The organism is Oceanospirillum sanctuarii, assembly GCF_002150805.1.
In the GTDB taxonomy this organism is placed as follows: Bacteria; Pseudomonadota; Gammaproteobacteria; order Pseudomonadales; family Halomonadaceae; genus Oceanospirillum; species Oceanospirillum sanctuarii.
On record NZ_MTBA01000003.1, the window covers coordinates 343,543 to 370,184 of the forward strand.

Annotated in this window: 21 protein-coding genes; 4 read left to right on the top strand and 17 right to left on the bottom strand. The window is 53.4% G+C overall.

What is annotated here, in order from left to right; genetic code table 11:
- Window positions 1–117 precede the first annotated feature (117 nt).
- The 7 genes from BV405_RS05335 to BV405_RS05360 form a co-directional block, all read right to left on the bottom strand.
- Window positions 118–3,030, bottom strand: coding sequence for an FAD-binding and (Fe-S)-binding domain-containing protein (locus tag BV405_RS05335; protein ID WP_086480146.1), 2,913 nt, complete (start codon window positions 3,028–3,030; stop codon window positions 118–120).
- Between the two features lie 213 nt (window positions 3,031–3,243).
- On the bottom strand, window positions 3,244–3,900 hold the full coding sequence (locus BV405_RS05340) for a LutC/YkgG family protein (protein WP_086479832.1): 657 nt from the start codon (window positions 3,898–3,900) through the stop codon (window positions 3,244–3,246).
- Window positions 3,900–5,363, bottom strand: a complete 1,464-nt coding sequence (locus BV405_RS05345; RefSeq protein WP_086479833.1) for a LutB/LldF family L-lactate oxidation iron-sulfur protein — start codon at window positions 5,361–5,363, stop codon at window positions 3,900–3,902. Before BV405_RS05345 ends, BV405_RS05340 begins: the two co-directional genes overlap by 1 nt.
- Complete coding sequence (locus BV405_RS05350) at window positions 5,353–6,114, bottom strand: (Fe-S)-binding protein (protein WP_086479834.1); 762 nt, start codon at window positions 6,112–6,114, stop codon at window positions 5,353–5,355. The genes BV405_RS05345 and BV405_RS05350 overlap by 11 nt, the downstream gene beginning before the upstream one ends.
- A gap of 212 nt (window positions 6,115–6,326) precedes the next feature.
- A complete protein-coding gene (locus BV405_RS05355) occupies window positions 6,327–7,712 on the bottom strand; it encodes a TRAP transporter large permease (protein ID WP_217895574.1) in 1,386 nt (461 codons plus the stop codon).
- 12 nt (window positions 7,713–7,724) lie between these two features.
- A complete protein-coding gene (locus BV405_RS17765; RefSeq protein ID WP_245832240.1) occupies window positions 7,725–8,255 on the bottom strand; it encodes a TRAP transporter small permease subunit in 531 nt (176 codons plus the stop codon).
- A 214-nt stretch (window positions 8,256–8,469) separates the two neighbouring features.
- On the bottom strand, window positions 8,470–9,540 hold the full coding sequence (locus BV405_RS05360; RefSeq protein WP_217895575.1) for a TRAP transporter substrate-binding protein: 1,071 nt from the start codon (window positions 9,538–9,540) through the stop codon (window positions 8,470–8,472).
- Window positions 9,541–10,122: 582 nt separating this feature from the next.
- On the opposite strand from BV405_RS05360, the gene BV405_RS05365 reads away from it, so the two are divergent.
- The 4 genes from BV405_RS05365 to BV405_RS05380 all read left to right on the top strand — a co-directional run bounded on the left by BV405_RS05365 (window position 10,123) and on the right by BV405_RS05380 (window position 15,831).
- Window positions 10,123–10,842 (top strand): FCD domain-containing protein, encoded by a 720-nt coding sequence (locus BV405_RS05365; RefSeq protein WP_086480148.1) that lies wholly within the window; start codon window positions 10,123–10,125, stop codon window positions 10,840–10,842.
- Window positions 10,843–10,859: 17 nt separating this feature from the next.
- On the top strand, window positions 10,860–13,184 hold the full coding sequence (locus BV405_RS05370; RefSeq protein ID WP_086479835.1) for an ATP-binding protein: 2,325 nt from the start codon (window positions 10,860–10,862) through the stop codon (window positions 13,182–13,184).
- A gap of 71 nt (window positions 13,185–13,255) precedes the next feature.
- A complete protein-coding gene (locus BV405_RS05375) occupies window positions 13,256–14,611 on the top strand; it encodes a sigma-54-dependent transcriptional regulator (RefSeq protein WP_086479836.1) in 1,356 nt (451 codons plus the stop codon).
- A gap of 140 nt (window positions 14,612–14,751) precedes the next feature.
- Window positions 14,752–15,831, top strand: coding sequence for an NAD(P)/FAD-dependent oxidoreductase (locus BV405_RS05380; RefSeq protein WP_086479837.1), 1,080 nt, complete (start codon window positions 14,752–14,754; stop codon window positions 15,829–15,831).
- Between the two features lie 27 nt (window positions 15,832–15,858).
- On the opposite strand, the gene BV405_RS05385 is transcribed toward BV405_RS05380, so the two are convergent.
- The 10 genes from BV405_RS05385 to BV405_RS05430 all read right to left on the bottom strand — a co-directional run bounded on the left by BV405_RS05385 (window position 15,859) and on the right by BV405_RS05430 (window position 26,535).
- On the bottom strand, window positions 15,859–16,548 hold the full coding sequence (locus tag BV405_RS05385; protein ID WP_086479838.1) for a metal-dependent hydrolase: 690 nt from the start codon (window positions 16,546–16,548) through the stop codon (window positions 15,859–15,861).
- Window positions 16,549–16,785: 237 nt separating this feature from the next.
- Entirely contained in the window at window positions 16,786–17,610 is an 825-nt protein-coding gene (locus BV405_RS05390; RefSeq protein WP_086479839.1) for a DUF2971 domain-containing protein, read from the bottom strand.
- 75 nt (window positions 17,611–17,685) lie between these two features.
- A complete protein-coding gene (locus BV405_RS05395) occupies window positions 17,686–18,210 on the bottom strand; it encodes an acyl-CoA thioesterase (protein WP_245832241.1) in 525 nt (174 codons plus the stop codon).
- Complete coding sequence (locus BV405_RS05400) at window positions 18,203–19,405, bottom strand: class I SAM-dependent rRNA methyltransferase (RefSeq protein ID WP_086479840.1); 1,203 nt, start codon at window positions 19,403–19,405, stop codon at window positions 18,203–18,205. The genes BV405_RS05395 and BV405_RS05400 overlap by 8 nt, the downstream gene beginning before the upstream one ends.
- 159 nt (window positions 19,406–19,564) lie before the next feature.
- The gene (locus tag BV405_RS05405) at window positions 19,565–20,089 is read right to left on the bottom strand and encodes a YcxB family protein (RefSeq protein WP_176330058.1); all 525 of its coding nucleotides are present in this window, start codon (window positions 20,087–20,089) and stop codon (window positions 19,565–19,567) included.
- Between the two features lie 153 nt (window positions 20,090–20,242).
- On the bottom strand, window positions 20,243–21,508 hold the full coding sequence (locus BV405_RS05410; RefSeq protein ID WP_176330059.1) for an adenylate/guanylate cyclase domain-containing protein: 1,266 nt from the start codon (window positions 21,506–21,508) through the stop codon (window positions 20,243–20,245).
- Between the two features lie 111 nt (window positions 21,509–21,619).
- On the bottom strand, window positions 21,620–22,900 hold the full coding sequence (locus tag BV405_RS05415) for an FAD-dependent monooxygenase (RefSeq protein ID WP_086479843.1): 1,281 nt from the start codon (window positions 22,898–22,900) through the stop codon (window positions 21,620–21,622).
- Window positions 22,900–24,312, bottom strand: a complete 1,413-nt coding sequence (gene ubiH, locus BV405_RS05420; protein ID WP_245832242.1) for a 2-octaprenyl-6-methoxyphenyl hydroxylase — start codon at window positions 24,310–24,312, stop codon at window positions 22,900–22,902. The genes BV405_RS05415 and ubiH overlap by 1 nt, the downstream gene beginning before the upstream one ends.
- A gap of 59 nt (window positions 24,313–24,371) precedes the next feature.
- Window positions 24,372–25,811 carry a Xaa-Pro aminopeptidase gene (gene pepP / locus BV405_RS05425; RefSeq protein WP_245832243.1) on the bottom strand — a complete coding sequence of 480 codons (1,440 nt, stop codon included), beginning with the start codon at window positions 25,809–25,811 and terminating at the stop codon, window positions 24,372–24,374.
- A 121-nt stretch (window positions 25,812–25,932) separates the two neighbouring features.
- A complete protein-coding gene (locus tag BV405_RS05430) occupies window positions 25,933–26,535 on the bottom strand; it encodes a UPF0149 family protein (RefSeq protein WP_086479846.1) in 603 nt (200 codons plus the stop codon).
- Between the last annotated feature and the right edge of the window lie 107 nt (window positions 26,536–26,642).

A 26,642-nucleotide genomic window follows, 5' to 3' on the forward strand; every position in this document is an offset into this window, starting at 1 on the left:
TGTTTTTATAAGAGGTTCCCGGCATCAGACTGAGGCGAACCTCAGGACAACACCGGAAACCGAGCCGTGATCTTTCCGTAGACACACATTTCAGAGCAGCAATCAGAGTCTGTTGGATCAGCCGTTACTGGCACTTAAGCGATCTACTAAATAGATAATAGACTGATAAGGGATGCCACTATGTTCACTCAGACCGATTTCACAGGTTCTGCTGTTGGAGTAGCCTTCATCACAGCCTGCAACCACATCCGGCAGATCTTTCAGCGCAGATGCATTCAGCTCGGGTTGTGAGAAACCTTTATCTCCGGCAAAGCCGCAACAGGTAATATCCGGCGGAATAACAACCTCATCCGCACAGGCCATAGCCAGTGCTTTAAATTTGTCAGCCAGTCCCATTTTGGTAGTGCTGCAGGTAATGTGCAGCGCAATACGATCTTTCTTTACAGTTATCGTCAGGCGGGGCAGAACGAAGTCGTGAATAAATTCGACCTGTTCGTACAAGCGCAGACGGCTATCCAGTTTTTCACGCATTTGCATCAGGCAGGGACTGGTGTCGCAAAACACCGGATATCGCCCATTTTCGGTTGCGGCCAGTAAGGCTTTATTCAGCTGTTCCGCTTTGGCGTTTGCAGCTTCAAACTGACCTTTACTCTGAAATGGCATACCGCAGCACTGATCACCTAAGTGATCCGGAAAGACCACCTCAAAACCTGCTTTGTTTAACAGGCTCATGGCGACTTCCGGCGTGGATCTGTCCTCACCCTGGTTGCGTGCCGCCCCCATAATGCGGGTTGCACAACTGGGCAGATAAACTACCCGGTTATCATCCGTCTGGTCGCTGGTCATCGTTTGCGATGCTGCGGCCACGTCCCCCTGCAGACGTTTTTCCGGTTGATTCAACGGCATACGCTTTAAGATGTCGTCTATCTTAGGCGAAGCCTTAGGCATGGACGGAGTCCACTGCTGCACACGATTTCCGGACACTTTCCGTGCCGCAGAAGTGATGGCCGACATTTTCTTACTACCGACCAAAGTATGCATTCCGTCTGCAATCTTTAGCATGGCGCGGGAGGTGTTGGCAACCGTTTCAAAGTGACCCGCGATCCATTTCGCGGTTCCGGCGTAGCCTTTGTTACGCTCATGGCGCAGGCTTCGGGTCAGGTCACCGGTGTTGATACTAACCGGACAATTCATCTCACACAGGCCGCAACCCGCGCAGGTATCTATGCCCTGGTAGTCGTACTCACTTACTAACTCTTTCAGACGGTCTGCTTCCTGCTGACCGTTATTGCCCTGATCAGCGGCATCTTCCAGGCGATTAATTTCTCTCCAGATCACGATACGCTGACGGGGTGTCAGGCTCAGATTACGTGACGGACAGGAGGACTCGCAGAAGCCACATTCAATACATTTGTCGATCAGAGAATCCGCTGGCGGCAGTGGCTTCAGATTTTCAAGATGCAGATTCGGATTACGGGTCAGAATCACATCCGGGTTCAGCAGATGCTCAGGGTCAAACAGCGCCTTCAGCTGCCACATCAGCTCGTAAGCGTCTTTACCCCACTCCAGCTCCACGTAAGGAGCCATATTTCGGCCGGTGCCGTGCTCGGCCTTCAGAGAGCCTTTATATTTCACCGCCACCAGATCAGCCACTTCATCCATCAGCTGCTGGTAACGCTCAACCTCTTTCGGGTCATCAAAGCCCTGGGTGAACACAAAGTGCAGGTTGCCCTCCAGCGCATGACCAAACAGCAAAGCTTCATCGTAGCCGTACTTGCGGAATACCTGCTGCAGCTCCAGAACACCTTCTGCCAGCTGTTCAATCGGGAAGGCCACGTCTTCAATAATCACCGTGGTGCCCGTCATACGAATCGCACCAACTGCCGGGAAGAGCCCCTTACGGATCTTCCAGTACAGGGCATACGTTGCCGCATCTTCGGTAAATTCGATCGGGGCGACGGTTTCAATATCAGCGATGGCAGCGGTGACTTGCGCCAGCTTCTGATCCAGCTCGTCACGCTCACTCCCGCGCACATCCACCAGCAAGGCTGCAGCGTCGTCACCCAGGGTTTTAAGAATCTCAGGCATACCGGCCTGATCTTCCACTGCCCGCAGGCCTGCACGGTCGATCAGCTCAACCGCCGCCACAGGGGTTGGTTTCATGGCGGTAACAGCGCGACAGGTGGACTCCATATCCGGGAAGAAGATCAGGGCTGCAGCTTTCAGCGGATGCTCGATCACCGTACGGTAGGTCACTTCACTGATAAAGCCTAGGGTGCCTTCCGAGCCGATCATCAGATGCTTCAGAATTTCGAAGGGATCAGAGTAGTCCACCAGAGAGTTCAGGCTGTAGCCTGTGGTATTTTTCAGACGGTATTTGTGACGGATCAGATCTGCCAACTGCTGGTTATCGCGGGTTTTCTCGCCCAGCGCTTTCAGCTCTGCCAGCAGTTCGCCGTGGCTTTGCTCGAAGGCTTTGCGACTGTCGGCATCCGCCGTATCCAGCAGGGTGCCGTCCGCCATAATGACGCGCATATTCTCGACGGTGTTGTAGCTATTCTGTGCCGTTCCACAGCACATGCCACTGGCGTTGTTAGCGGCGATACCACCTATCATGGCAGCATTGATTGAAGCCGGATCAGGACCGATCTTACGCTGGTAAGGCGCCAGCAGCTGGTTGGCTTTGCCGCCAATCACACCGGGCTGCAGGGAAACAGAATGGCCGTGTTCGTGAATACGATAGCCGCGCCAGTTGCTGCTCAACTGAATCAGAACCGAGTCTGTCACTGCCTGACCGGATAAGCTGGTACCGGCTGCGCGGAAGGTCACCGGCAGTTGGCGGGCCGCAGTGGCTTTCAGAACCGCTATCACTTCGGCTTCGTTATCGACCCGCACGACCAGCTGAGGAATCAACCGGTAAAAGCTGGCATCAGTGCCATAAGCCAGTGTGCGTAATTCGTCATGGATCAGGCGCTCTTTGCTGATAAACCCGCTCAGTTCGTTATACAGCTCTTGATAGGCTTGCTTCATTCTGGTGATACCCTGCATCAAAATTCACGGTGGCAACTGCAGATCTCTTCACATCTGTCAGTGCTCCGTTGTGCGGCCACTCTTCTCAGGCCGGAGCTCAGATCTTTGCCTGCACTCCGGTCGCGGCTCTTTTTTCGGATTTTGTGTCTTTGTCCCTCACCGGCGTCCTGGGGACAGCCGGTGAGTTTGTTCAGGTTTACGACTGATCAGCGCTTACTGACGTACCAGCACCACCAGCTCTTTCGGGCCGTGTACGCCGTAGGCCAATGTCTGCTCGATGTCTGCGGTTTTGGATGGGCCGGAGATCAGCAACGCATTAGTCGGCATGCCTTCGGAAACCCAACCTTCCGACACAATCACTTCATGGAAGGTGTTTTTCAGCTGATCCGCATCGACCACGGCAAAGTGAATCGGCGGCACCAGCGTCATCAGTCGGGGCTGATCCAGATCCGGCCAGAGCACCAACGAACCGGTTTCAGCGATAGCAGAGCGCACATCTGTGATAGATGCATCGACATTGGAGAACAGCTCGGCTTTCCAGCCTTCAATCGGCTGATCGTAGGCCAACAGTTCAACGTCATCCTCTTTAAGGGCTGCACGGGTATCCACGCCCACCTGAGCCTGCATAGGTGTCAGCAGGTTTTTAACCTGCTTTTCTGCCAGCAGCTCTTTCAGCTTTTCCAGCCAGTTTTCTTTGCTGACCCGATGGACTTCCGCATGCACGGATTCGATCTTCTGTTGGAAGAGATCCAGCTTTTCAGTCTCATTCCACTGCTTTTCTGTCACGACAGCAAAATCACTGACAGGAGCGGTCAAAGCACCATCACGACGATGACGCAGACGATTTAAAATGGCATCACGGGCGCTCATCACTGATCTCCTCCGTCTTTTTTCTGGCTAGCTGCGTTGTTTTGGCTACGGGCTTTCATCTGCTGATGCAGGGTGGTTTTCGCCAGCTTCGGTGCCGTACGGCAATTCGTCCAGGCTCCGAGGTTGCTCGGTACGAGACCACGGAAAACCGTCGCAAGGCCGGTTCCTGTACGGTAAAGGCCGCCGTGTTTGTGCATCTTCGCCCAACCTTTCCAGATCAGAGGTTCCATGCCTTTACGCTTGGCACCACGGCCTTTCACCACGGAGTTGTCGTGATTGTGATCACCAGCGACAGATTCTTCACGCAGACGAACCAGCAGCTTAGGGATCGGAATTTTTACCGGACAAACTTCGCCACAGGCACCGCACAGCGAGGAGGCACTTGGCAGATCTTTGGCATCATCCAGACCCGCCAGATGCGGCATCAGAATCTTTCCGATCGGCCCCGGATAGGTGTAGCCGTAAGCATGTCCACCGATGCGGGTGTAAACAGGACAGTGGTTCATACAGGCACCGCAACGAATACAGCGCAGAGTGTCCAGTAGTTCGTCATCCTGATAGATATTGGAGCGACCGCTATCCACCAGTACCAGATGCACTTCTTCCGGCCCATCCAGCTCACCTTCTTTGCGCGGACTGGAGATCATATTGAAGTAGGTGGTGATGTGCTGGCCGGTAGCCGAACGGGTCAACAGTGACAGCAGAGGAGCAACGTCTTCCAGATTTTCGACCACTTTTTCGATACCGGTTACGGCGATATGCACCGGCGGCACCGTGGTAGTCAGGCGGCCGTTACCTTCATTTTCCACCAGACACAGGGTGCCGGTTTCAGCAACAGCAAAGTTCACACCGGACACACCCACGTCGGCTTTTTCAAAGCGCTCACGTAACTGCTGACGGGCTTCTGCAGTCAGATATTCCACATCCCGGGATTTGTTAGTGCCGGTCTTCTCGTGCATCAGATCAGAGATCTGATCGGTGTTTTTGTGAATCGCCGGCATGATGATATGAGACGGGGTCTCTTCTGCCAGCTGAACGATGTATTCGCCCAGATCCGACTCCAGAGCCTCGATACCATGTTCTTCAAGGTAATGGTTCAGTTCCATCTCCTCGCTGACCATGGATTTACCCTTGATCACGCTCTTGGCGTTTTTCTCGTTGCAGATATCGAGAATAATTTTGCAGGCTTCATCGCCAGTTTCCGCCCAGTGCACCTTAACGCCATTGGCGGTCAGGTTTGCTTCCAGCTTCTCCAGCAATTCCGGCAGCTTAGACAGCGCACGCAGGCGAATAGCCGCAGCCAGTTCACGGGTACGCTGCAACTCATCATCGGACGGGAACGCCAGCTGGCGTTTATCCATCAGACCATCCATCGCCTTACGGAAATTAGCGCGGATCTGAGGGTTGGTAATCGCCTCGTGTACACGAGGATGGAATTCCTGCACCACCTGATTATGACTCATTGCAGCGTCTCCACAGGAAGCTGGCGATATGCTCGCCGTTGAAATCTTTATTCATGTGCTCAGCAGCGCCTGTGATATTCATCATGCAACCACAGTCACTGGTTATCATGGCATCAGCTCCTGTGGCATCAATCGCTTCCACTTTATCGGTCACCATCGCCTCGGAAATCTCCGGATGACGCACCGAGAAAGCACCACCAAAACCACAGCATTCTTTGACGCGCGCCTGCTCTACCAGCTCAACATTAGCCATCTTATTCAGCAGAGCAGGACCGACTTCACCCAGTCCCATTTCACGACGGGCACTGCAGGAGGTATGCATTGCAACCTTGATCGGCTCACCTTTATCTTCCAGCTGGATATGGCAAACGTGCAGCAGAAACTCGGTCAGTTCATAAACACGGGAAGCGACATTCTTCGCCAGTTCTTCTTCCGGCTGACCAGCAAACAGCTCCGGATAATGCTCACGCATCATGCCGGCACAGGAACCGGACGGCAGTACAATCAGATAATCCTCCGGAAACAGTTTCAGCTGAGCCGCAGCCACTTCTCGGGCCTGATCGTGATAACCCGAGGTATAAGCAGGCTGGCCACAGCAGGTCTGATCCTGCGGGAAGATCACTTCGATCCCTTCGCGTTCCAACAATTGAATACCGGCCATACCGGCATCCGGATAGAAAAGATCCACCAGACAGGTGCCAAAGAAGTAAACCTTCTCAGGTTTTGGGGGATAAAGCTTTATCGTGCTCATCGCTAATACACTCGTATTATTCAGCGCTGTGGGGTGCGCTATTTATTCTAAGCATCCAGAGAAGTCAGGCCGTGAAGTAATCTGAGCCGGCACTGTGTCCTTGAGGTTTTCCACCTGGTCAGGTTTGAGCCACTGACCGAAGCTGTCGGGCCGGATAACCGGCCCTGATTTGAGCCACCTGCATCCGGGCGGATGCAGGCGCTTGTCTCAACTTAGCCGTAAGCCATTGCAGGCAGCCAGAGTACCAACTCAGGCCAGGCAACAATGATCGCCAGTGCCAGCAGCTGAATCAGGATGAAAGGAACCACACCCTTGTAGATATCAGACAGCTTCACATCCGGCGGGCATACACCTTTAAGATAGAAGATAGAGAAGCCAACCGGCGGTGTCAGGAAGGATGTCTGCAAGGCCATCGCCACCAGCATCACGAACCAGACCAGTTCCGGGTTATCCACAACACCATAGCCATCAACATCCAGACCCAACGCAGAGATCACAGGAGCCAGCAGAGGCAGAGCGATCAGGGTGATCTCGATCCAGTCCAGGAAGAAGCCCAGCAGGAAGATGATCGCCAGTACACAGGCAATGATGCCGTACGGGCCAAATGGCAAACTGGTCAGCCAGTGCTCAATCAGCTCGTCACCACCCAGCTCACGCAGTACCAGGGCGAAACAGGTCGCACCCAGGAAGACCGCAAAGATATAAGCCGTCGTGTTGTAAGTGCCCTGAGCCACTTCTTTAAATACAGTGAAGTTCAGCTTCTTGTTGTACCAGGCCAGCAGCGTCGCACCCAGTGCACCAACACCGGAAGCTTCTGTTGCGGTGGCAATACCGGCGAAGATAGAGCCCAGTACCGCAATAATCAGAGCAACCGGAGGCAGGATGCTTTTGAATACCGCGATGATCATTTTCATCTCTACTGGTTTAGCATCTTCCGGCAGCGGCGCCGCTGAAGGCTTGAAAATACCCACAGACAGAATGAACACCACATACATAAAGCCCAGCATCAGACCCGGGATTACTGCGCCCATAAAGAGGTCGCCCACGGACAGTGCCAGCTGATCCGCCATAATCACCAGCATAATGGATGGCGGAATCAGAATACCCAGCGTACCGGCAGAAGCGATGGTGCCCAGCGCCAGCGGCTTGGAGTATTTCTGCTCCAGCATCGCAGGCAGAGACATCAGACCCAGCAACACAACGGATGCACCAACAATACCGGTGGACGCCGCCAGAATAATACCGATCAGGGTTACCGTAATCGCCAAACCACCACGGACACGGCCAAACAGCTGCTGAATAGAATTCATCAGTTTTTCAGCAACACCGGAACGATCCAGCATGATGCCCATAAAGATAAACATGGGCAGGGCCACCATGACCCAGTTATCCATAATCTTATATATTCGGTTCACCACCAGACTCAGGGTGAGCATATCCAGACCGGTAAAGGTATCCAGATAGATATCTGACAGGTAACCGATAAAGGCGAACGCAACACCTACGCCACCCAGAACAAATGCCACCGGAAAACCGGTGAACAGCAACACGATGAAGCTAAGGAACATCGCGATGACAAGAATCTCATTTACTTCCATCTGACGAACCCCTTACTCACCTTTTGCCAGACCAACCACATCACGAATCAGACGTGACAGACCAGCCAGGAATAACAAACCAAAACTCAACGGAATAACCGCCTTAATGATCCAACGGAAAGGAAGCCCCGTTGGCGACGCTGAGCTTTCTCCGATACGCCAGGAGTCATATACAAACGGCAGACTCGCATCAAAAACGACGTAGATAAAAGGGAACATCAGAAACAGGATGCCAAAGATCTCCCACAGGCGCTGAGCCCGGGTACTGAGTCGCATGTGAAAAAGGTCAACACGGATATGGGAGTTGGTCACCTGTGCATAGGAAACACCAAACATCACACCGATTGCATAGAGGTGCCACTGCAGCTCCTCCAGCACAACAAGACCATGATTAAAGCCATAGCGCAGAACGACCTGCACAATAATGACCGACATAAGCACGACATAGGCCCAAGCGAAAACTTTGCCCGCTGACAGGACAATCTTGTCCAGAAAATCAGCAAACGGCACATTTACCTTGGGAGAGGACGTTGTGTGAGACACAGCCACGCTCCTGAATACATCTTTGGGGGAATTGATGGCACTAACAATAAAGAAGGCCGGATTTGGTTGGCCTTTTGGGTCGGCAAAACCGACAGACAAGGCTTCTTTAATTCAATCACAGGGCAGGGGGCTAAACACCTCCCCTTATTGGGTTAAAGAATGCTGGGAGGCATATCGCCTCCCAGCATCTCAACCGTTCAGAAACCCGGCAGGATTACTGACGTGGCAGATAGCCGTTCTGACCCCACAGTTTGTAACCTTCACGGAACTCACTCAGGTCATCCCACACTTTCTTAAAGAACACATCTTTAGATGCTTCTTCCTGAGCAACCTCGGTCCAGGCAGACTGGAAGGCGTTCAGCATAGTGTCGTTCCACTTCATGATTTTCACGTCGTGCTTTTCCATGTTCTCTTTCATTACAGCGAACTGCTTAGCTTCACCTTCAGCGAAAGAGTCAGTCATAGATGCTTTACATACCTGATCCAGAGCTGCCTGCTGACCTTTAGACATTTGACCCCAAACGTCTTTGTTCACCAGAAGTTCAAAGATGGTGGACTGCTGGTGCCAACCCGGGAAGTAGTTGTACTTCACGATTTTGTGGAAGCCTACACGGGTATCAACCGATGGCGTGGAGAATTCGGTCGCATCGATCGCGCCTTTTTCCAGAGCCGGGAAGATTTCAGAGCCAGGCAGCAGAGAGGTGGAAACACCCATCTTCTCCATTACCTTCGCACCCAGACCGAAGAAGCGCATACGCAGACCATCGAGATCTTCAGGCTTCTCAATCGGCTTAGCGAACCAGCCTGAAGTCTCAGGTGGGTTGATCGCACAAGGCAGTACTTTTACGTTGTAGCCCGCCTGATCATACATTTCCTGATACAGCTTCAGACCGTTACCGTAGTACATCCATGCCATGTACTCACCGGCATCAGGGCCGAATGGAATCGCAGAGAAGATCGGTGATGCCGGGATTTTACCCGCCCAGTAACCTGCAGTGGTGTAACCTGCATTGATCTTACCGCGGGATACCGCATCCAGAATTTCGAAAGGCGCAACCAGCTTGCCTGGCTCGTAGACTTTCATGCGGACGGAGTTATTCGTTACCAGAGCAACCTGCTCTGCTACCTTAGGAATTGGAGTACCCAGACCCGGAAGGCTGGTTGCGAATGCCACTGGCACTTTCAGAAGAATTTTTTTATCGGCGGCCTGAGCGTCCAGAGCGATACCGGACATAGCAACAGATACGGAAGCTGCTGCCAGAGTGGCTTTCATCATTTTTTTCATGATCGATTCCCGTGCGTTTGGATTTGTTTATTGTTATCAGTCACCGGGTTGCTCTATACCTGCTATATTCAGAGACATTCCCCAGTAAATCCTCAACAGAACCAAATTGGTCAAACCAATTTACAAGATTCAGTAAGCAAAGATAGTTATCTTCTCCACCACTTGTCAAATCTCTTTGCACCAGGATGCAACTTAAGTTGTACCCCATGCCCCTCATTGGTGCTATAAACAGCCTAAAAACCACAATATCAGCTATACAAAGCTCACCAAAAGATCATTTACAGTCAAAATCAGCCAAACAGGCAGTGAAAACATCTTTTTTCGCAAGGTTATCCAATCTTTAACTCTCAATTTTTGTGCTTTTGCAGCATTTGACAGCCTAATCCTTTAACACTAGCATTGGTATTACCAATTTATACCCGATGTTTTTTTAGGGCTTAAGCTTGCCTATTGGCATCAGTATCCCCATTTAATGCCCCTTTATATTCACTAAGCTGACACAAGATCGGCTCACTTAGGTCTACCACAGTGGAAAGCAGCAACTACCGCCGGGTTAAACAACCCAAAATCTCAGACATCATCATGCAACAACTGGAAGGCATGATCCTTGAGGGAACGTTTAAACCGGGACAAAAGCTGCCACCGGAGCGGGAGCTGGCCACTCAGTTTGAAGTGTCGCGCCCGTCCTTGCGGGAAGCGATTCAGAAGCTGATCGCCCGTGGTCTGTTGTTCAGCCGTCATGGCGGCGGCACCTATGTATCTGAACAGCTGGGCACCTCCTTTACCGATCCGCTGCAGGATCTGCTGAGTTCTCATAACGAATTTCTCTACGATCAGTTAGAGTTCCGTGATGCTCTGGAAGGCATTTCTGCTTACTACGCAGCGCTTCGCAGCACAGAAGCCGACAAAGAGATGCTGACCAAACGCTTCAACAATCTGATGGAAGTGTATGAGAAGAACGATCCGGTTCTGGAAGCTAAAGTCGATGCCGAATTCCACATGGCGATTGCTGAAGCGGCTCACAACGTGGTTCTGCTGCACACCTTGCGCGGGCTGTTCAACATGCTGGAGAAGAGTATCGTCGCTAACCTGAAGAACCTATTCGAGAAGAAAGAGTCCCGCCCGGTTCTACTGGAGCAGCACAAGGCGATGTATGACGCCATCATGGAAGGCAACCCTGAGAAGGCGCGGGCGATGGCCCACGAGCATCTGGTCTTTGTGGAAGACAGCCTGCTGGAGATGAGCCGACAGGAAACCCGTGTTCAGCGCTCTCTGCGCCGGGCGCAAACTCAACCGGTATAACCTCTCCGGAAATTTCTATGGCCGCCCCACACTTTCAGGATCAACACGAAAGCAGCAGTAGCGTTCTCAGCACTCTGGGAATGCTGCTGCTGTTCGTTTTTATCATCTGGCAGGTTGCCGCCTGGACAGAGCACTATGAACTCAGCCAACTGGAAGCCCAGGCCAGTAACGAGCTAACCCTGAATGTGGCCAGTCTTCGTGGCAAGCTCGATAAATATGAGTTTCTGCCGGAAATTCTGGTTAATAAGCAGAATCTGGCAGATGTTCTGCGTGAACCTCAGTCCGATACAATCCAGCAGTTAAACGCTACGCTGAAGAATTTCAAACAGATCACAGATGTTTCAGATATCTACCTATTAGATGCAAATGGCACCACAATAGCTGCCAGTAACTGGCAGAACCCAAAAAGTTTTATCGGACAGAATTTCAGCTACCGGCCCTATTACCAGCAGGCTATTAAGGGACAGCCAGGTCGCTTCTACGGCCTTGGAACGACTTCCGGAGAACGGGGTTATTACTTCTCCTATCCGGTCTTCAGCGGTCCCTCTCCTATCGGGGTACTGGTGGTTAAAATCGTGGTTCGTAACCTTGAAATCCCTTGGAAAGACCCATCAACAGAATTCATCGTCACCGATCCTGACGGTATTATCTTTATCAGTAGCAAAAGAGAGTGGTTGCTGAACAGCATCCACCCGCTAACGCCCGATGAGCGCGAGCAGATCCGCAACTCCAAGCGCTATGGCGACAAAGAGATTCAACCCTTAGCTTTTAAGGTGGCGGAAACCTTTGGCGAAGGTCAGCTGGTAAAAATCGCCTCCAGCAGTGATGCCAACAAGGTACAGGTAAATACCTATCTGCAGTTTGACCGCACCATGCCCAATGCGGGCTGGCACCTGCACATCCTGAAAAACACCAAAAGTGTCCGTACAGAGATTCTGAAGAACAGCCTGTTAGCCGCCGGTATCTATATGGTGCTGGTTCTGTTGACCCTCTACAGCCTTCAGCGCCAGCGTATTCAGCGGGAGCGTGCCCGGCACGACAGGGAAACCAAGAAGGCGCTGGAAGCTAACGAAGCCCGTATTCGCGCCATTCTGGACAACACCAAAGCCGGCATTATCACCATGGACCGCACCGGCAAAGTGGATTACATCAACCCTTCTGCTGAGGTGCTGTTTGGTTATCAGCTACATGAACTCCACGGCCATAACTTCTGCAACCTGATCCATCAGCAGCAAAGAAATAACTGTCAACAGGCGCTGATCGATGCCAGCAGCCATCCCCTTGAGATGCTGGGCCTGCGCAAAGACAGAAGAGCGGTGCCTATTGAGATCGTGGTCAGCATGATGAGCCGTAGCCAGGGTTCCGACTACATGATCACCCTGCACGACATCACAGAACGCAAGCAACACGAAGAAGCCCTGCAGGCTGCTTACGATGAGATGGAAAGCCGTGTTGTTGAGCGGACACAGGATCTGACCGAGACCAACCAGCGCCTGAAACAGGAGATCGATCAGCACAGACGTACCGCTGAGACCCTGCAGAAAACTCAGGATGAGCTGATTCAGGCGGCCAAACTCGCGGTTCTGGGACAGATGAGCGCCAGCATCAACCACGAGCTGAATCAGCCTTTAGCGGCGATCCGAGCCTATGCCGAGAACAGCGTCACCTTTATCGAACGTGACCGCTCCGATATGGCCAGCGAGAACCTGCAGCAGATTGTTGAGCTCACCGACCGCATGGCAACCATCAGCGCTCAGCTGAAACTCTTTGCCCGTAAGAGCGAAGGCCAGCTGGCGATTGTCTCGACTCAGGCGACTGTCGAATACGCCCTGCGCCTGTTCCGGCCTCAACTGGAGAAAGAGCAGGTTGCTCTCGAAGTCAGCCTGCCGGAGCAGGATCTTTTTGTCCGTGCCGATGCGGTTCGTCTGGAGCAGGTGATTGTTAACCTGATCAGCAACGCCTTGCTGGCCGTCACCGGACGATCCGAGCGTAGCATCAGAATCTGCCTGCACCGTATTCATCAGTCCGATCCCGACGGGAAAAATAACGGCCAGATATACATCGATGTCGCCGACAGCGGCCCCGGTATCGCTGACGAAAACCTGAATCAGATTTTTAACCCCTTCTTCAGTACCCGTGAAGGCGGCAAAGGACTGGGACTTGGCTTGTCGATCTCCTATCGGATCATTAGTGACTTTGGTGGTAATATTACCGCCTTCAACCGGCCCGAAGGTGGCGCGACCCTGCGGGTCAGTCTGCCGGAAACAGATGCCACTGAAACCCTGTCCGAACCGGAACCGGTTGCAGAAGAACCACGGCCGGAGAAAACCTCCTATCGATAATGCGCCAGAAAGACCGATAGCGGCCTTTTAGCGTAGATATCCCCGATAAAAACGACAACAGTGAGAAGTTTATGAGCCAGCCCACCGACGTTTTTGTGATTGATGACGAGAAACATCTTCGGATTACGGTGGCGCAAACCCTCTCACTGGCCGGCTACAACCCAAAAAGCTTCGACAATGCCGAACACGCCCTGCACCAGCTTTCACCGGACTGGGATGGTGTTATTATTTCCGACATCCGTATGCCGGGTATGGATGGTCTGGAGTTTATGCGTGAAGCCCTGCGTATCGACCGTGACATCCCTATTATTCTGATCTCAGGCCACGGCGATATCTCCATGGCGGTCAACGCGATCCGGGAAGGCGCATACGATTTTCTGGAAAAACCCTTCTCCAACGAACTCCTGCTTGATGTGGTAAAACGGGCGGAAGAGAAGCGTCGCCTGACACTGGAAAACCGCCAGCTGAAACAGGATCTGGAAGTCCACAGTGCACCCGGCCCCCGCATCATCGGTAAAACCCGCAACATGCAGCAGCTGCTGCGAATGGTAGGTCAGGTCGCCCCTCTGCAGACCGACGTGCTCCTGTTTGGTGAAACTGGTGCCGGTAAAGATCAGATCGCCCGCTTTATGCATGAACACAGCCCCCGTCAGGGTAAAAACTACGTCGCCATAAACTGCGGTGCGGTGCCGGAATCCATTATCGAATCCGAGCTGTTCGGCCATGAACCCGGTGCCTTTACCGGTGCTCAGAAGCGCCGCATCGGTAAATTCGAACACGCCAACGGCGGCACCCTGTTTCTGGATGAGATCGAGAGCATGCCGCTCTCTCTGCAGGTAAAACTGCTGCGGGTCTTGCAGGAACGCTGCATTGAACGTCTGGGCAGTAACGAGCTGATTCCGCTGGATATCCGCGTTATTGCTGCCACCAAGGTGGACCTGAAACAGGCGGCAGAAGAGGGTAATTTCCGGGAAGACCTCTATTACCGTTTGAATGTGGTCACACTGGAGATTCCGCCGCTGCGGGAGCGGATGGAAGATATTCCATTACTGTTCCAGCACTTTGTGCTGATCGCCTCCAACCGGGTTGGCCGAGAAGCGCCGCCGCTGGATGGTGGTCATATTTCCGTGCTGATGAGCCACAACTGGCCGGGTAACGTGCGGGAACTACGCAATCTGGCGGAGCGTTATGTGCTGCTGGGTGAAACCTGCGACTACAATCTGGAACAGCTGATGTACGGTGAAGAATCCACCGCTCCGCTAACTCTGCCACAACAGGTTGAGATGTTTGAACGCAGCCTGATTGAACAGGAACTGGCCCGTCAGAAAGGCTCCATCAAACTGACCATGGAAGCCCTCGGCCTGCCCCGTAAAACCCTGTACGACAAACTGAAAAAGTACGGCCTGAAACGGGACGACTTTACCTGATTCAATACCTTAAAAACTGCCCGGCTAAAACCGGGCAACTGCTCTGTCTTCAATATTCAGCCAACGCCCATCATTTGTCCGGCCAAACCGAAACCTGCTAACCTGCGTAGTAAGACCCATAAAAATCACGGGGTTAATCTATGTCATCATCACTAGCGTCATCTGCAGCCACAAAACCATCATCGAACACTGCTAAGGGCGAGTCATCTGCCCCAACCTTCGCCATTATCGGAGCAGGGCTTGCCGGTTGCACCCTCGCCCGCCAGCTGGCAGAAGCCGGTTGTCATGTGGATCTTTTTGAGAAAAGCCGGGGCACCGGTGGTCGTCTTGCCAGTTGCCGCATCGGAAACGAAACTGCTGACCTTGGGGCCAGCTGGCTGGAATGGGAAGCCAAGTCGACGGCTCACAACCTGCCGTTTCAGGACTGGCTTTCCGAGCAGGAAGCCGCAGGTCATCTGCATCTCTGGCAACCCATCACCCAGAACTTTCAGCGGGAAGCGCAGCCTGAACGCAGACGCTACGTCGGCCACAATCGTCTCAGCGCCCTGACCCGCTCTCTGATCGATCACGCCAACATTCAACTGCACAGTGAAGTCCGCATCGAATCTGTCATTCCTAAGATCGGAGCACAAGGAAACCGCCTGCTGCTAACCGACACCTCGCACCAAGAGCTGGGGAAGTTTGACCAGGTGATTGTCGCTACGCCCGCCCCTCAGGCCGCGCCTCTTTTGAAAGCAGAGCCTGCCCTGCAGGCTTTGGCGCAACAGGTTCAGCCTGACGCCTGTTGGACACTGGTGCTGGGCTTTGAAACGCCGCTCAGTACGCCGATCGAACTCTTTGAAGGGGAACACCCGATTCTGAGACGGGTGGTGCGAGACAGCCGAAAACCCGGCCGTCATCCGGCAGAAGATGTCTGGGTGATTCAGGCCAGGGCGGACTGGAGCCTGCAGATGGTGGATGATGAGAAAGAGCACGTGCAGAAGGATCTGGAACACGCCTTCCATCAGCTTTTACAGTCTCAGCCAAAGGCTGATAACGCCCGCTGTCACCGTTGGTTGTACAGCACCTGCACCAGTCTGAATCTGGATTCCGGCTTTCTGCATGATCCGCAAACAGGGCTGTCCGTCTGCGGTGACTGGCTAGCTGGATTCGGCTTTGAAGCCAGCTGGCAGTCCGCTATGGCGCTCAGTCACACCCTGCTTAGCGAACTAAAGCGGTAATCCTCAACCGCAGCAAATCTATCCTTTCTACCAGCTCTTCTGCCAACTCCAGCGCACTCTGGGATCTGTCATCAGATACCAGAGTTCGCTGATGGGTGGCGCAACCGTCACAATCAAAGCCATCAACAGGCTCAGCATCAGAATGGTGTTACCTATGTTGTGGTAATCAAACAGCTTAAAGGCAGTGCCGAAGGAGCGCTTGATGCGGACATTGGTCAGGTCCACGCTGTAGCACTCATCCAGCAACAGATGGATCAGATAGCCGATCAGAAGGCTAACTCCCATCAACCAGCTCACCTCTTCGCTCAGGCCAACCGCCCGATAAGCAAGAAAAGCGGAAAAAACCGCAAACAGGCAGCCTGCCAACAGGGAATGAAAAATCCCCCGGTGCACCGTAAAGCGGGCGAAGATATACCAGACACCATAACGCACTGCGATAAAGCTGGTGGTTCCTGCCAGCCAAAGCCCTGCTAAGGGCACTTTATCTGCCAGCGCCACCACTGAGAGCACAGCGGCGATACCTCCCAATATCGAAAACAGCGCCCGCACCACATTGGAATGGTCGGAATCGATATCCGGCAGAATGCCGCCAATCATCACCAGACACCATCCCGCAATCGCTTCGTTCAGGGTCATCAGGCTGGTGACCAACGCGCCGGATAACACTAAACCACCACCCAGAGCCGCGCCCCCCAGATGGGTTTGAAAATTCGCCATGACTAACACTCTCAGACAACTACGAACACAAGCTAACGGATTAAAACTAGTTAATAAAAACAAATAGTTAGCATTACGAGCATAGCTAACACTGGAAATAAAGCCAGTAATAAATGACCCGTTTTAGCTCAATGCCAGCAGAGGAACTTCGTCAGCGCCCGACGCCCAAGACGGCATCGGGGATGATCAAAAGCAGGGAAGCGAAAAGAGAGACGCTAGGGATGAGAGATAAGAAAATCAGGCCGGTTTAACGTGCAGCTCGAACAGATCCGGATCCAGCCAGAGGTTAGCCTGCTGCACCTTCTTAAAGCGCAGATCTACCGACAACAACTGCTTCAGCTGCTTACGGTCTTCAGCACTGGCGTTACAGCCGGTGATTACCTGCTTTACCAAACCCGGTGGGAAGTTAAACAGAAAGAACTCCTGATTACCGGCATTCGCCACCTTATCTGCCGCTTCCTTGGGACGCACCAAACGCACTTCCTGTTCAAAGCTCCAGCCTTCGCCCCGATAGAACAAAGAGGGAAAAGGCTGCACCCGTGCTTTCACCGATGGGCGCTCATTAGAGTAAGTCACAGGGCGCAGCACCTGTGGCTGTTCCTTGTGTTTCGGATTCATAAAATAGCTGTGGCCGCCATCCAGCTCTACGACGAAACCCTTGTAGTTATCGCCATAGCGCTCCCAAAGCACGGGGTTGTCCGGTGACTTAAACAGACGACAAACCGAAAGGGATTCGAGCTTCTTCGCCTCCGGCAGTTTTTTCACTTTCGGCTGCTGTCGCTGACGCATCTGCTTTTCGATAGCAGGGCGTTTTTTCGCTGCCTGCTCGCAGAAGTAATCCTCGGTCACCAGAGACTGCATGTGCGCAGGTAATGCGGCGTACTGACGACGTAGCTCAGCCTGAAAATCTTCATTGCTGATGGGAGTCTGCTCCGGTGCTTTACGAACCGATGGACGATTGTTCTCGAACGGATCCTGCCGTTCCAGAGCGCCACTAAAGTGCAGGCGGTTATTACGCAGTACATCCAGATGGCGGAAAGAGAGGTAAAGATAGAGCTTCATTGCGTGTTGTCGTCCCGGAGATCGCTAAGTCACCAATGCGCTGTCAGCCTGAGAAGTGTTCCGTTAGAGACGCGCTCAGCCTGACGGGCATGCCCGATCATAACATTCTGTCAGCGCTTTCGGGATACGCCGGGCTTTGCCGCCGCTCATAGTGGTGCAGACATAGTGACTGTAGGCTTTAAACAGCGTCTTACCATCACTGATCCGCTTCAGCTCAAAACGGCGGAAAGCACTGATGCGGTTATGCCGCTCCAGCCAGGTCGCCATCATCAGTTGATCCCCTTCATGGGCGGGGCCGACATAGTCCAGCTCATGACGGTGTACCACCATGGCGACATCCCAGGCTTGGTAGCGCTCAAGAGTGACTTCCAGCTGATTAAGATGAGCCCATCCTGCCTCCTCCAGCCACTTCAGGTAGACCGCATTATTAACGTGGCCGTAGTGGTCGATGGCATCGGAAGAGACAGTAATGGGGAGCAGAAAAGGCTCCTGCTGACCCTGTTCCGGATACGACCAGTTCAGGGCGCCAGCATTATCCACAACCTCCTGCTGAGCAGCAGTTGTGGATAAGCTGTTTTGTGAGGCTTTCAGATCAGTCACGGAAAACGCGAACAACCAGAGATTTCAGGTAGGCGGTTTCCGGAATTGCCGGATGCACCGGATGGTCAGCCCCCTGATGGCCCTGTTCCAGAATCTGCGCCTGACGATCCACATGACGGGAGGTGCTGCGCACGATATCGATCAGACGATCATAATCCAGGTGCATCGAGCAGGATGCCGAGATCAGAATCGCATCTTTCTCCAGCAGACGCATCGCCAGCTGATTAATACGCTGATAAGCCAGCTCACCGTTTTTGATATCTTTGCGGCGCTTGATGAAAGCCGGCGGATCCAGCACGATCACATCAAAGCGCTCGCCTTCCTGAATCAGCTGCTTCAGAGCTTCAAAAGCATCACCCAGCATGGTTTCAACTTTATCGCTGACACCGTTCAGGGCGGCGTTCTTATCCACTTCATCCAGAGCGGTTTCAGAAGCATCTACACAGAGTACAGAACTTGCGCCAGCAGCTGCTGCCTGTACGCCCCAGCCACCCACATAGCTGAACAGATCCAGTACTTTTTTGCCTTTGCAGTAGTGCTGCAGACGGGCGCGATTCATGCGGTGGTCATAGAACCAGCCGGTTTTCTGACCAGTCAGAATCGGCACATGGAACTTAACGCCGTTCTCTTCCAGATAAACCTCATCCGGCAGGGTGCCACGGGCAACGCGGGTCTCTTCTGCCAGACCTTCCAGCTTACGCATGCCGCCGTCGTTACGCAGAACAATCGCCTGCGGTTTAACCACCTTCTCCAGCGCATCCAGAATCTCTTCTTCCAGCACCTGCATACCAGCCGTGTTCAGCTGTACCGACAACACATCACCAAAACGATCCACCACCAGGCCCGGCAGCAGATCACTTTCGCCGTAAACCAGACGGTAGTGCGGAGTCGGGAAGGCCAGCTCACGCAGACCCAGTGCGATCTTAATGCGATGTACCAGCAGGGACTTATCCAGAACCTGCTCCGGGTTCTGACTGATCATACGGGCACAGATCAGAGTCTGCGGGTTGATATAAGCCGTTCCCAGCACCTTGCCGTTATAACCTTCAACAAGCACCTGCTGACCGGCAGTGTAGTTTCGCAGTGGCGAAATTTTGGTATCCACTTCATTGCTGTACAGCCAGATGTGGCCGGCACGGATACGGCGTTCAGCATTTTTGCGCAGACGCAGGGTGGCTAGAAGGCTTGATGACATGATGTTCTCTCGTCGGCAGGAATGGGAATAATTCTTCAGAGCAGCTCTAAGGGGATAAACCGGTTATTTCTGCTCATTTTCGCGGCATTATAACCAAAACAGGCAGGGTTTCCCCTGCCTGTTTTGTGATCTCCGGCGCAGGTAGCGCTGGCTTTACACTTATTTTGCGTCTGACTTATCCAGATAGACACTGCCTTTGCGCTCACTCAGGGCAGCAAAACGCTCACAGGCTTCACTATCGACAAAGGCTGCCACGGGAACCCAGATATAGTTCACGCCACGGTACAGCAGAAAACCGCGCGGGGTACGAACCACTTTCGTGATGTCATCCCAACCGAACTGACCTTCAACCTGATCACCAGTTTTGGCGCTGACACCCTCGTCATCGATCAGCAGGCAGATCTCTTTATCTTTCTGGTCACTTTTCTGGAAACGCCCCAGCAGCAGCTTTTTGTGCATACGGCCACGGATCAGAAACCAGTAGATCGCCAGAAAAAATGCCATGGAGTCTGTTGCCTGAAAGCCACGCTCCAGCATCATAAAGATGCTCATCAGAATCAGGGCACCCACCACAAAGGTGACCATTTTTTCACGGGTGTTTCCGGCACCCAGACGCGTATGCTCGTCGCTCGCTTCCAGATAAACCTGCTCACTCCACAGGTATTTGATTTCAATGGCGGACATAGTGTCTCCTGTAAGATCATCGGCAAAATGCCTGCCCGTCGACGTATCCTGCGGGCTGAAATAAGTTAGTACGCATTTGCGCGCATTAAAAAGGCGCATAGCATAGCAGAGCGCCTGAAAGGATAAAGCAGCAGTTTCAGTTATAGCCTGAGGCTAAATAACTCTCACCTGAATCGGGTCCTGTTTACCCTTCATGCTGATATCCCGATAGACTGCCGGCAGATTGCGAAAAAAGATATCACCCTCCCGGGCAGCCTCATTAACGACCGCTTGCGAGAGCAGGAGTTCCCCTCCGTTAGCGGCATCACAGAGTCTTTTTGCGGTATTTACCGTATCGCCGATGATGTCGTAGCTGCGTACCTTCTCGCCGCCGATCAGTCCTTCCACCAACTCACCAAAGTGAATACCCGCTCCGGCAGACAGCCCGTAATCCTGCAGTTGCTCGGTTAACCGATCCCGCATCTCTTTACCGGCAGCCACAGCCCGCACCGGGCGATCAAACACCGCCATAATCTCATCACCGGTGTGTTTCACCTTGATCGCTTTAAAGCGTTCACAGATGGGTTCTGCCGCAGCAAAACAGGCGTTGAGCATGGTGACGACCTCTTCCGGCGTCTGGCGTTCGCTCCAGGCGGTAAAACCCCGGATATCCATAAAGAGCACTGCCCGCTTTTTACGGGCCAGCCCCAGAATATCCTGATCGCCTACGGCACGATCCAGCAGTTCACGCCCCAGCAACCACTCGGAATAAACCTGCAGCTGACCGGCTGTCACCTGCAGAGTCTGCAGATAGTTCTGCGCCGTCCAGTAACTGAAGCCGACGATCAGTCCAAGAAGGGTAATCACAATGGAGACAAAGAGGTGACTGTCATCGCTGAAGAAAGCCGCAACCCCTTCAAGGCTGGGTGCCGCGTGCACCTCAAAAATAATGTACATCACCAGCAGAATGGAGGTTCGGCTCAGGTGTTCCACCAGCAGGGCATAGATACGGCCTGACTGAGGCAACCAGAGTTGCAGCTGCTGAAGACCGCCCACCAAAAGCGCAAACACCCAATAGGCAATATGATTCGGCGACTGCCAGAACGCAGCGCCTTCGAGGGGAAGTTCGATCAGAGTGTAAAGCAGGGGGCCGATGAGGTTACCGAGAAAAGGTGAAGGGCGGCCTGCATACTGACGACTGCCCAGCCACCAGGCCTGCGTCAGGCAGGCAAAAATCAGGATGTAGAAATCAGGTTCCAGCACATAGTCCGAGATGCCTTCAATCAGCATCTCCAGAATGATGTTTGCCAGCGGAAAGTGGATGGTGTTGGCCAGCAGCTCCAGTACCACACTTTGACTTCTCCGCCCTTTGAGGCGGGCTTCAACGCCCTGCAGGGGCAGCGTATTGGCAATATCACGGTTTTGCTGGCGACTTATCATGACCATCCCTGAATTATCGGCTCTGCATCACTGATGCTCTGATTCTATAGGCCTTAAATGAAAGAAACCTTAAGACTGACGAAAATCTTAAGGTTTCAGACCGGCTTCGGCTCAGGCCAGATGCACCTGAGCATTTTCAGGCAGGCCATCCCGCTCACCCAGCGCCTGACGTAGCAGCTGTTTTTTCACCAGCGGCGTATTGTTGACCAGACTCATACCGGTATTCCGCAGCCAGCGCAGGGGCAGAGGCACAGGGCCATAAAGGCGTTTAAAGCCTTCCATCAGCGCCATCATTTTCAGGTTATCCGGCATACGGCGGCGCTGATATTTACCCAATGTCTGCTCAATACCCAGCGGCTGCTTACGCTGCCAGGCAGCGGTCAGCTCTTCCACCAGAGTCGCAGCATCCAACAAACCTAGGTTTACACCCTGCCCCGCCAACGGGTGGATGGTGTGGGCGGCATCACCGGCCAGCACCAGTCCCGGCTGCCAGTAGCGCTTGGCATGACGCTGACGCAGGGGGAAGCTGAAGCGCGGGTCACAGCTCAGCACCTTGCCCAGTTTGTGTTCAAAACTCAGAGACAGCTCTGCACAGAAGCCGGCCTCATCCAGCGCCATCAGTCGGGCGCACTCGTCCGGTGTGGTAGACCAGACGATGGAGCAGTAATGGTCATCACCTTTAAAGGTGATCGGCAACAGCGCCAGCGGCCCTGTGGGCATAAAACGCTGCCAGCATGTGCCCTGATGAGGCTGTTCCAGTTTGATGGTGGTCACGATGGCTTCGTGGCCATAATCCCATTCACGGGTGTCAAAACCACCCCACTCCCGCAGGCGGGAACGGGCACCGTCGGCAGCAACGATCAGTCCGGCCTGCAACACGCGACCATCCTGCAGATAAACCTGTCGCTGCACACCCTCAGCATCTTTCTGGCTATCCAGCACAGGGCTGATGCCTTCGATACGGATACCCCGATGCCAGTGGATATTGTCGAACTGCTTACTTTGCTCAATCAGAGAGGTCAGGGTGACGCTGTTCTCAACGATATGACCGATGTTTTCTGCAAACACATCATCGCAGTTAAATTCGATATGCCCGGTGCCATCCGCTTCCCAGACTTTCATCTGCTGGTACGGCGTTACCCGGTTTTGGGTCATGCCGTGCCAGGCATTCAGGCTATCGAGGAACAGACGGGAGGCTTCTGTCAGCGCACTGACCCGGGGATCAACACCCTCGGCATTCCACACAGGCTCCTGATCCGCCGCTTCCAGAAGGGCGATTTTCATACCGGCTGGCGCAACACCACAGGCGATTGCCGCACCGACCATGCCGCCTCCAACGACGATCAGGTCGTACTGCTGTAGGTTCTGATCGTTTTGCTGATTCGTATCCATCAGAGCTCTCCTGCCTGTTTCTGTATGCGTGTATCTGCGGACTGTTTTTCTGCTATCAGGTCGGATGCCATCAGTTGTTTCAGACGTACCGAGGAGCCACCGATACCCATCGCCTGACGGGCAAACCAGCGTTTGGCGGGTTTCAGGCGATCCAACAGCATCAGGCCACAGGCTCTCAGATGCCCCAGCACCGGATTACCGTTGGCAAACAGGCGGATCAGACCATCACTGAAACCGATCACCGCATCCTGATCCTGTTCACGACGCTGCTGATAACGCTGCAGTACCGCAAGACTACCCAGAGCTTCGCCTTTTTGTGCAGCTTCGTGCAGCACGCCAGCCAGCTCGGCAACACCTCTTAATGCCAGGTTATAACCCTGACCAGCCACCGGATGTATATAGTGCGCGGCATTGCCCAGCACCGCGAGTCCCGGACGCACCTGCTCAGTAGCGCGCACCAAGGTCAGCGGATACTGATAACGCTCGCCAATACGCTCGATATCACCCAAGCGGAAACCAAACAGCTGCAGCAGCTTCTGTTTAAATTCATCATCGCTCAGGGCATTAACCTCATCGATCTGCTCAGCCGGAACCGTCCAGACCAGAGCAATATCTTTTGCCCCCGGTAACGGTAACCAGGCCATAGGGCCGTCAGCGGTAAAGCGCTCAAAAGCCCAGTTTTCGTGGGGCTGGCTCATGGTCAGATTGCAGATAATGGCGTACTGATCGTAAGGGCGTACATAGTCACTGATGTTGAGCTGCTGTTTCAGGCCGGACTGGCCGCCATCCGCCAGTACCACAAGACCGGCTTCAATCTGACGCTCAGCACTATTTTCCGAGCCACCGCTCGAAGAACTCAGAGTCAACAGATGCTTCTCTGCTTTGACTTCAAAACCCGTCACTTTAAACGGACAGAGCCACTCCACATGCTGCGCCTGTTTTACGCCGGTCAGTAGGGTCTGACCCAGCGCGATATTGGGCGCAACATAGCCCAGCGCATCCACATGATGATCGGCTGCATTCAGGCGGGTGGCACCCAGATGGCCTTTGTCAGAAACATGAATCTGCTTGATGGCGGCAACATGGGGCTCCAGCTGTTGCCAGAGTCCGATCTGCTCATAGATATGACGGGTACCCCAGGAGAGAGCCGTTGAGCGGGCATCGTAGCTGGTTCTAATCTCAGCCGGTGCAGCATCTGCCCCCGCATCACCTGATGGACTATGAGCTGTGGCAACCGCCTCAACCACAGCGATTGACCAGTTGTGCTCCCGGGCAAAACCTTCCAGTGCACAGGCAAGGCTAGCCCCCACCAGACCGCCACCGATAATGGCAATATCGTAGGATTCCGGCTGTGTTTTTAGCAGCTGGTCATCCTGTTGGGCTTGCTGAGAAGCCGAAGCGGCTGTTGTCACCGGATCTCTCCCGTTGTCTGTCATAAAAAGTTATAAAAGTGTCTGCTCAAAGCGGGCAACTACGCTGGCAGCGCCACGCCCTGCCCCGCCATTAAGGCTTCAATTTCGGCAATATTTTTCGGCACACCTGAGGTCATTATCTCGGGGCCGTTTTCAGTCACGACAACATTGTCTTCAATACGGATACCGATACCACGCCAGCGCTCTTCCACGCTGTCATCGTCCGGCGCAACATAAAGCCCCGGTTCCACCGTCAGCACCATGCCCGCTTGCAGTGGTCGTGACTGACCTTCAATTTTGTAGCGACCGGCATCATGCACATCAATACCCAGCCAGTGACTGGTGCCGTGCATATAAAAGCGACGGTAGCTTTCAGATTCGATCACCTCATCTAGCGTACCTGTGAGCAACCCAAGATCCAGCAGTCCCTGACAAAGCACATTCAATGCAGCACGATGGGGCGCATGACAATCCAGCCCCACCTGCACCTGATCGATAGCGGCATACTGAGCTTCCAACACCACCTGATACAGAGCTTTCTGCTCGGCACTGAACTTACCGGAAACCGGGAAAGTCCGGGTGATATCCGCCGCGTAATGCTGCAGCTCACAACCGGCATCCACAAGCACCAGATCGCCCTCATTCAGCGGTTGATCATTCTGCACGTAGTGCAGAATACAGGCATTAGCCCCGCCACCCACAATGGTGTTGTAGGCCGGAGCTCGACTGCCCGCACGCATAAAGTGATAGAGGTATTCCGCCTCCAGCTGATACTCCATCATGCCCGGCTGACAAACCTGCATCGCTTTGCTGTGGGCTGCGGCAGAGATCTCAGCAGCTGCACGCATCACATCCAGTTCCGCCTCGCTTTTAATCAGGCGCATCTCATGGATCAGCGGCAACAGATTGTGCTGCTGCTCAGGTGCAATAGCTCCCATACGGGCTTTCTGACGCACCTGCTGACACCAGCCGTTAATACGACGACTCAGAGCATCATCGCCCTGCATCGGGAAAAACAGCTGCTGCGCACCATCGAGCAGCTCCGGCAGCTTAGAATCCAGCTGATCCAGGGTGTAAGCGGTATCCATACCGTAATCGGTTTTAGCCGCATCCTGACCGATACGGAAACCGGTCCAGATCTCCTGCGCACGGTCTTTTGGCAGAGAGAACAGGTGGCAATCGCCCTCTTTATGCCCCGGCGTCAGCACCAGCCAGGCACCCTCTTCGGCAAAACCGGTCAGGTAATAAAAATCACTGTTCTGACGGAAAGCATAATCCGCATCGTTGTTGCGATAACGTATCTCCGCCCCAGGCAGAATCGCGATGCTTTTATCCGGCAGCTGATCCAGAAGTCGCTGACGACGCTGGCCATACTCTTCAGCAGAAACCGTCGGTATCTTTTCCGGGGACACAGCATACGCGCCCTCGGGGGTGATGATGTTGCGGTTTATCAAACTTTCGCCAGCCTGTGGCGGTTGCTGAGTCATTGTCTGCGTCATAGCTACTCCCGTCTGAACGAGCCTTTATATACGTTTATACTATCGTTGCTGATTGGCGATCATGATTAGTGGTGTTTCTTGGCGGTACTGGCCGGTATCAGCTTGCTGTAGAATTAAGCGATTACTGCAGGTTCTTGGCTTCCTGAACCGCCTCATCCAACTGAGGTGCTGAAGGGTTACATTCGGTGTAGAGCATCATGGCGGTCATACGCACATATTCGCTCACCGCAAACAGATCCTGTTCGTTCTGCTCGTCTTCATCCAGCGGCTCATCCATTTCCGCAATCTGTTCCAGATCCTTCAGTGCATCCTTCAGCTCCTGAGACAACTTTCCTTCTTTAAAGGCTTCATTGTCTGCCAGTGCCGACAGAAAGCCTTCGCACCATTCCAACAAAGTCTGCATGCGCTCGTTGAGAGAGAAGTCTTCATCAGCGATTAGCAACTTAAAGCCCAGATCCTGATCCTTCATACCGGTCTCGGTCTGCTCCAGCAGCTCCGCCAGCTCTACTTTGGAGTCATCACTGTCCAGCTGAGACACTTCCATAAACTGCATCGCCTGACGCAGCCAGGTATCCAGATCCGGTGTCTGACCGGCACAAAGCTGACCACACAGATCCCCATGCAGCTCCGCTGGGGCATGCAAGCAACCATTGCGCAAAAACAGATCACTGATCTGGGCAAAAACAGGTTGTTGAATCTCGGTTTGCTGTTGAACGTCTGTCATAGCGAATGCCTTTCTCCGGCGGATAGTTTGAACGATATCGGGTCATTCCCAGTCTAATAATAGGGAACAGGATCACGATAAATAAGATTAGTGTCTATTTTGACGAG

What these genes read in the sequence shown, in the direction of transcription:
- BV405_RS05355 (WP_217895574.1), bottom strand. Translation starts at nt 7,712, where the DNA reads ATGGAAGTAAATGAGATTCTTGTCATCGCGATGTTCCTTAGCTTCATC.
- BV405_RS05370 (WP_086479835.1), top strand. Translation starts at nt 10,860, where the DNA reads ATGGCCGCCCCACACTTTCAGGATCAACACGAAAGCAGCAGTAGCGTT.
- BV405_RS05380 (WP_086479837.1), top strand. Translation starts at nt 14,752, where the DNA reads ATGTCATCATCACTAGCGTCATCTGCAGCCACAAAACCATCATCGAAC.
- BV405_RS05410 (WP_176330059.1), bottom strand. Translation starts at nt 21,508, where the DNA reads ATGATAAGTCGCCAGCAAAACCGTGATATTGCCAATACGCTGCCCCTG.
- BV405_RS05405 (WP_176330058.1), bottom strand. Translation starts at nt 20,089, where the DNA reads ATGTCCGCCATTGAAATCAAATACCTGTGGAGTGAGCAGGTTTATCTG.
- BV405_RS05360 (WP_217895575.1), bottom strand. Translation starts at nt 9,540, where the DNA reads ATGAAAAAAATGATGAAAGCCACTCTGGCAGCAGCTTCCGTATCTGTT.
- BV405_RS05430 (WP_086479846.1), bottom strand. Translation starts at nt 26,535, where the DNA reads ATGACAGACGTTCAACAGCAAACCGAGATTCAACAACCTGTTTTTGCC.
- BV405_RS05385 (WP_086479838.1), bottom strand. Translation starts at nt 16,548, where the DNA reads ATGGCGAATTTTCAAACCCATCTGGGGGGCGCGGCTCTGGGTGGTGGT.
- BV405_RS05350 (WP_086479834.1), bottom strand. Translation starts at nt 6,114, where the DNA reads ATGAGCACGATAAAGCTTTATCCCCCAAAACCTGAGAAGGTTTACTTC.
- BV405_RS05345 (WP_086479833.1), bottom strand. Translation starts at nt 5,363, where the DNA reads ATGAGTCATAATCAGGTGGTGCAGGAATTCCATCCTCGTGTACACGAG.
- BV405_RS05375 (WP_086479836.1), top strand. Translation starts at nt 13,256, where the DNA reads ATGAGCCAGCCCACCGACGTTTTTGTGATTGATGACGAGAAACATCTT.
- BV405_RS05415 (WP_086479843.1), bottom strand. Translation starts at nt 22,900, where the DNA reads ATGGATACGAATCAGCAAAACGATCAGAACCTACAGCAGTACGACCTG.
- BV405_RS05390 (WP_086479839.1), bottom strand. Translation starts at nt 17,610, where the DNA reads ATGAAGCTCTATCTTTACCTCTCTTTCCGCCATCTGGATGTACTGCGT.
- pepP (WP_245832243.1), bottom strand. Translation starts at nt 25,811, where the DNA reads ATGACGCAGACAATGACTCAGCAACCGCCACAGGCTGGCGAAAGTTTG.
- BV405_RS05365 (WP_086480148.1), top strand. Translation starts at nt 10,123, where the DNA reads ATGCAACAACTGGAAGGCATGATCCTTGAGGGAACGTTTAAACCGGGA.
- BV405_RS05400 (WP_086479840.1), bottom strand. Translation starts at nt 19,405, where the DNA reads ATGTCATCAAGCCTTCTAGCCACCCTGCGTCTGCGCAAAAATGCTGAA.
- BV405_RS05340 (WP_086479832.1), bottom strand. Translation starts at nt 3,900, where the DNA reads ATGAGCGCCCGTGATGCCATTTTAAATCGTCTGCGTCATCGTCGTGAT.
- BV405_RS05335 (WP_086480146.1), bottom strand. Translation starts at nt 3,030, where the DNA reads ATGAAGCAAGCCTATCAAGAGCTGTATAACGAACTGAGCGGGTTTATC.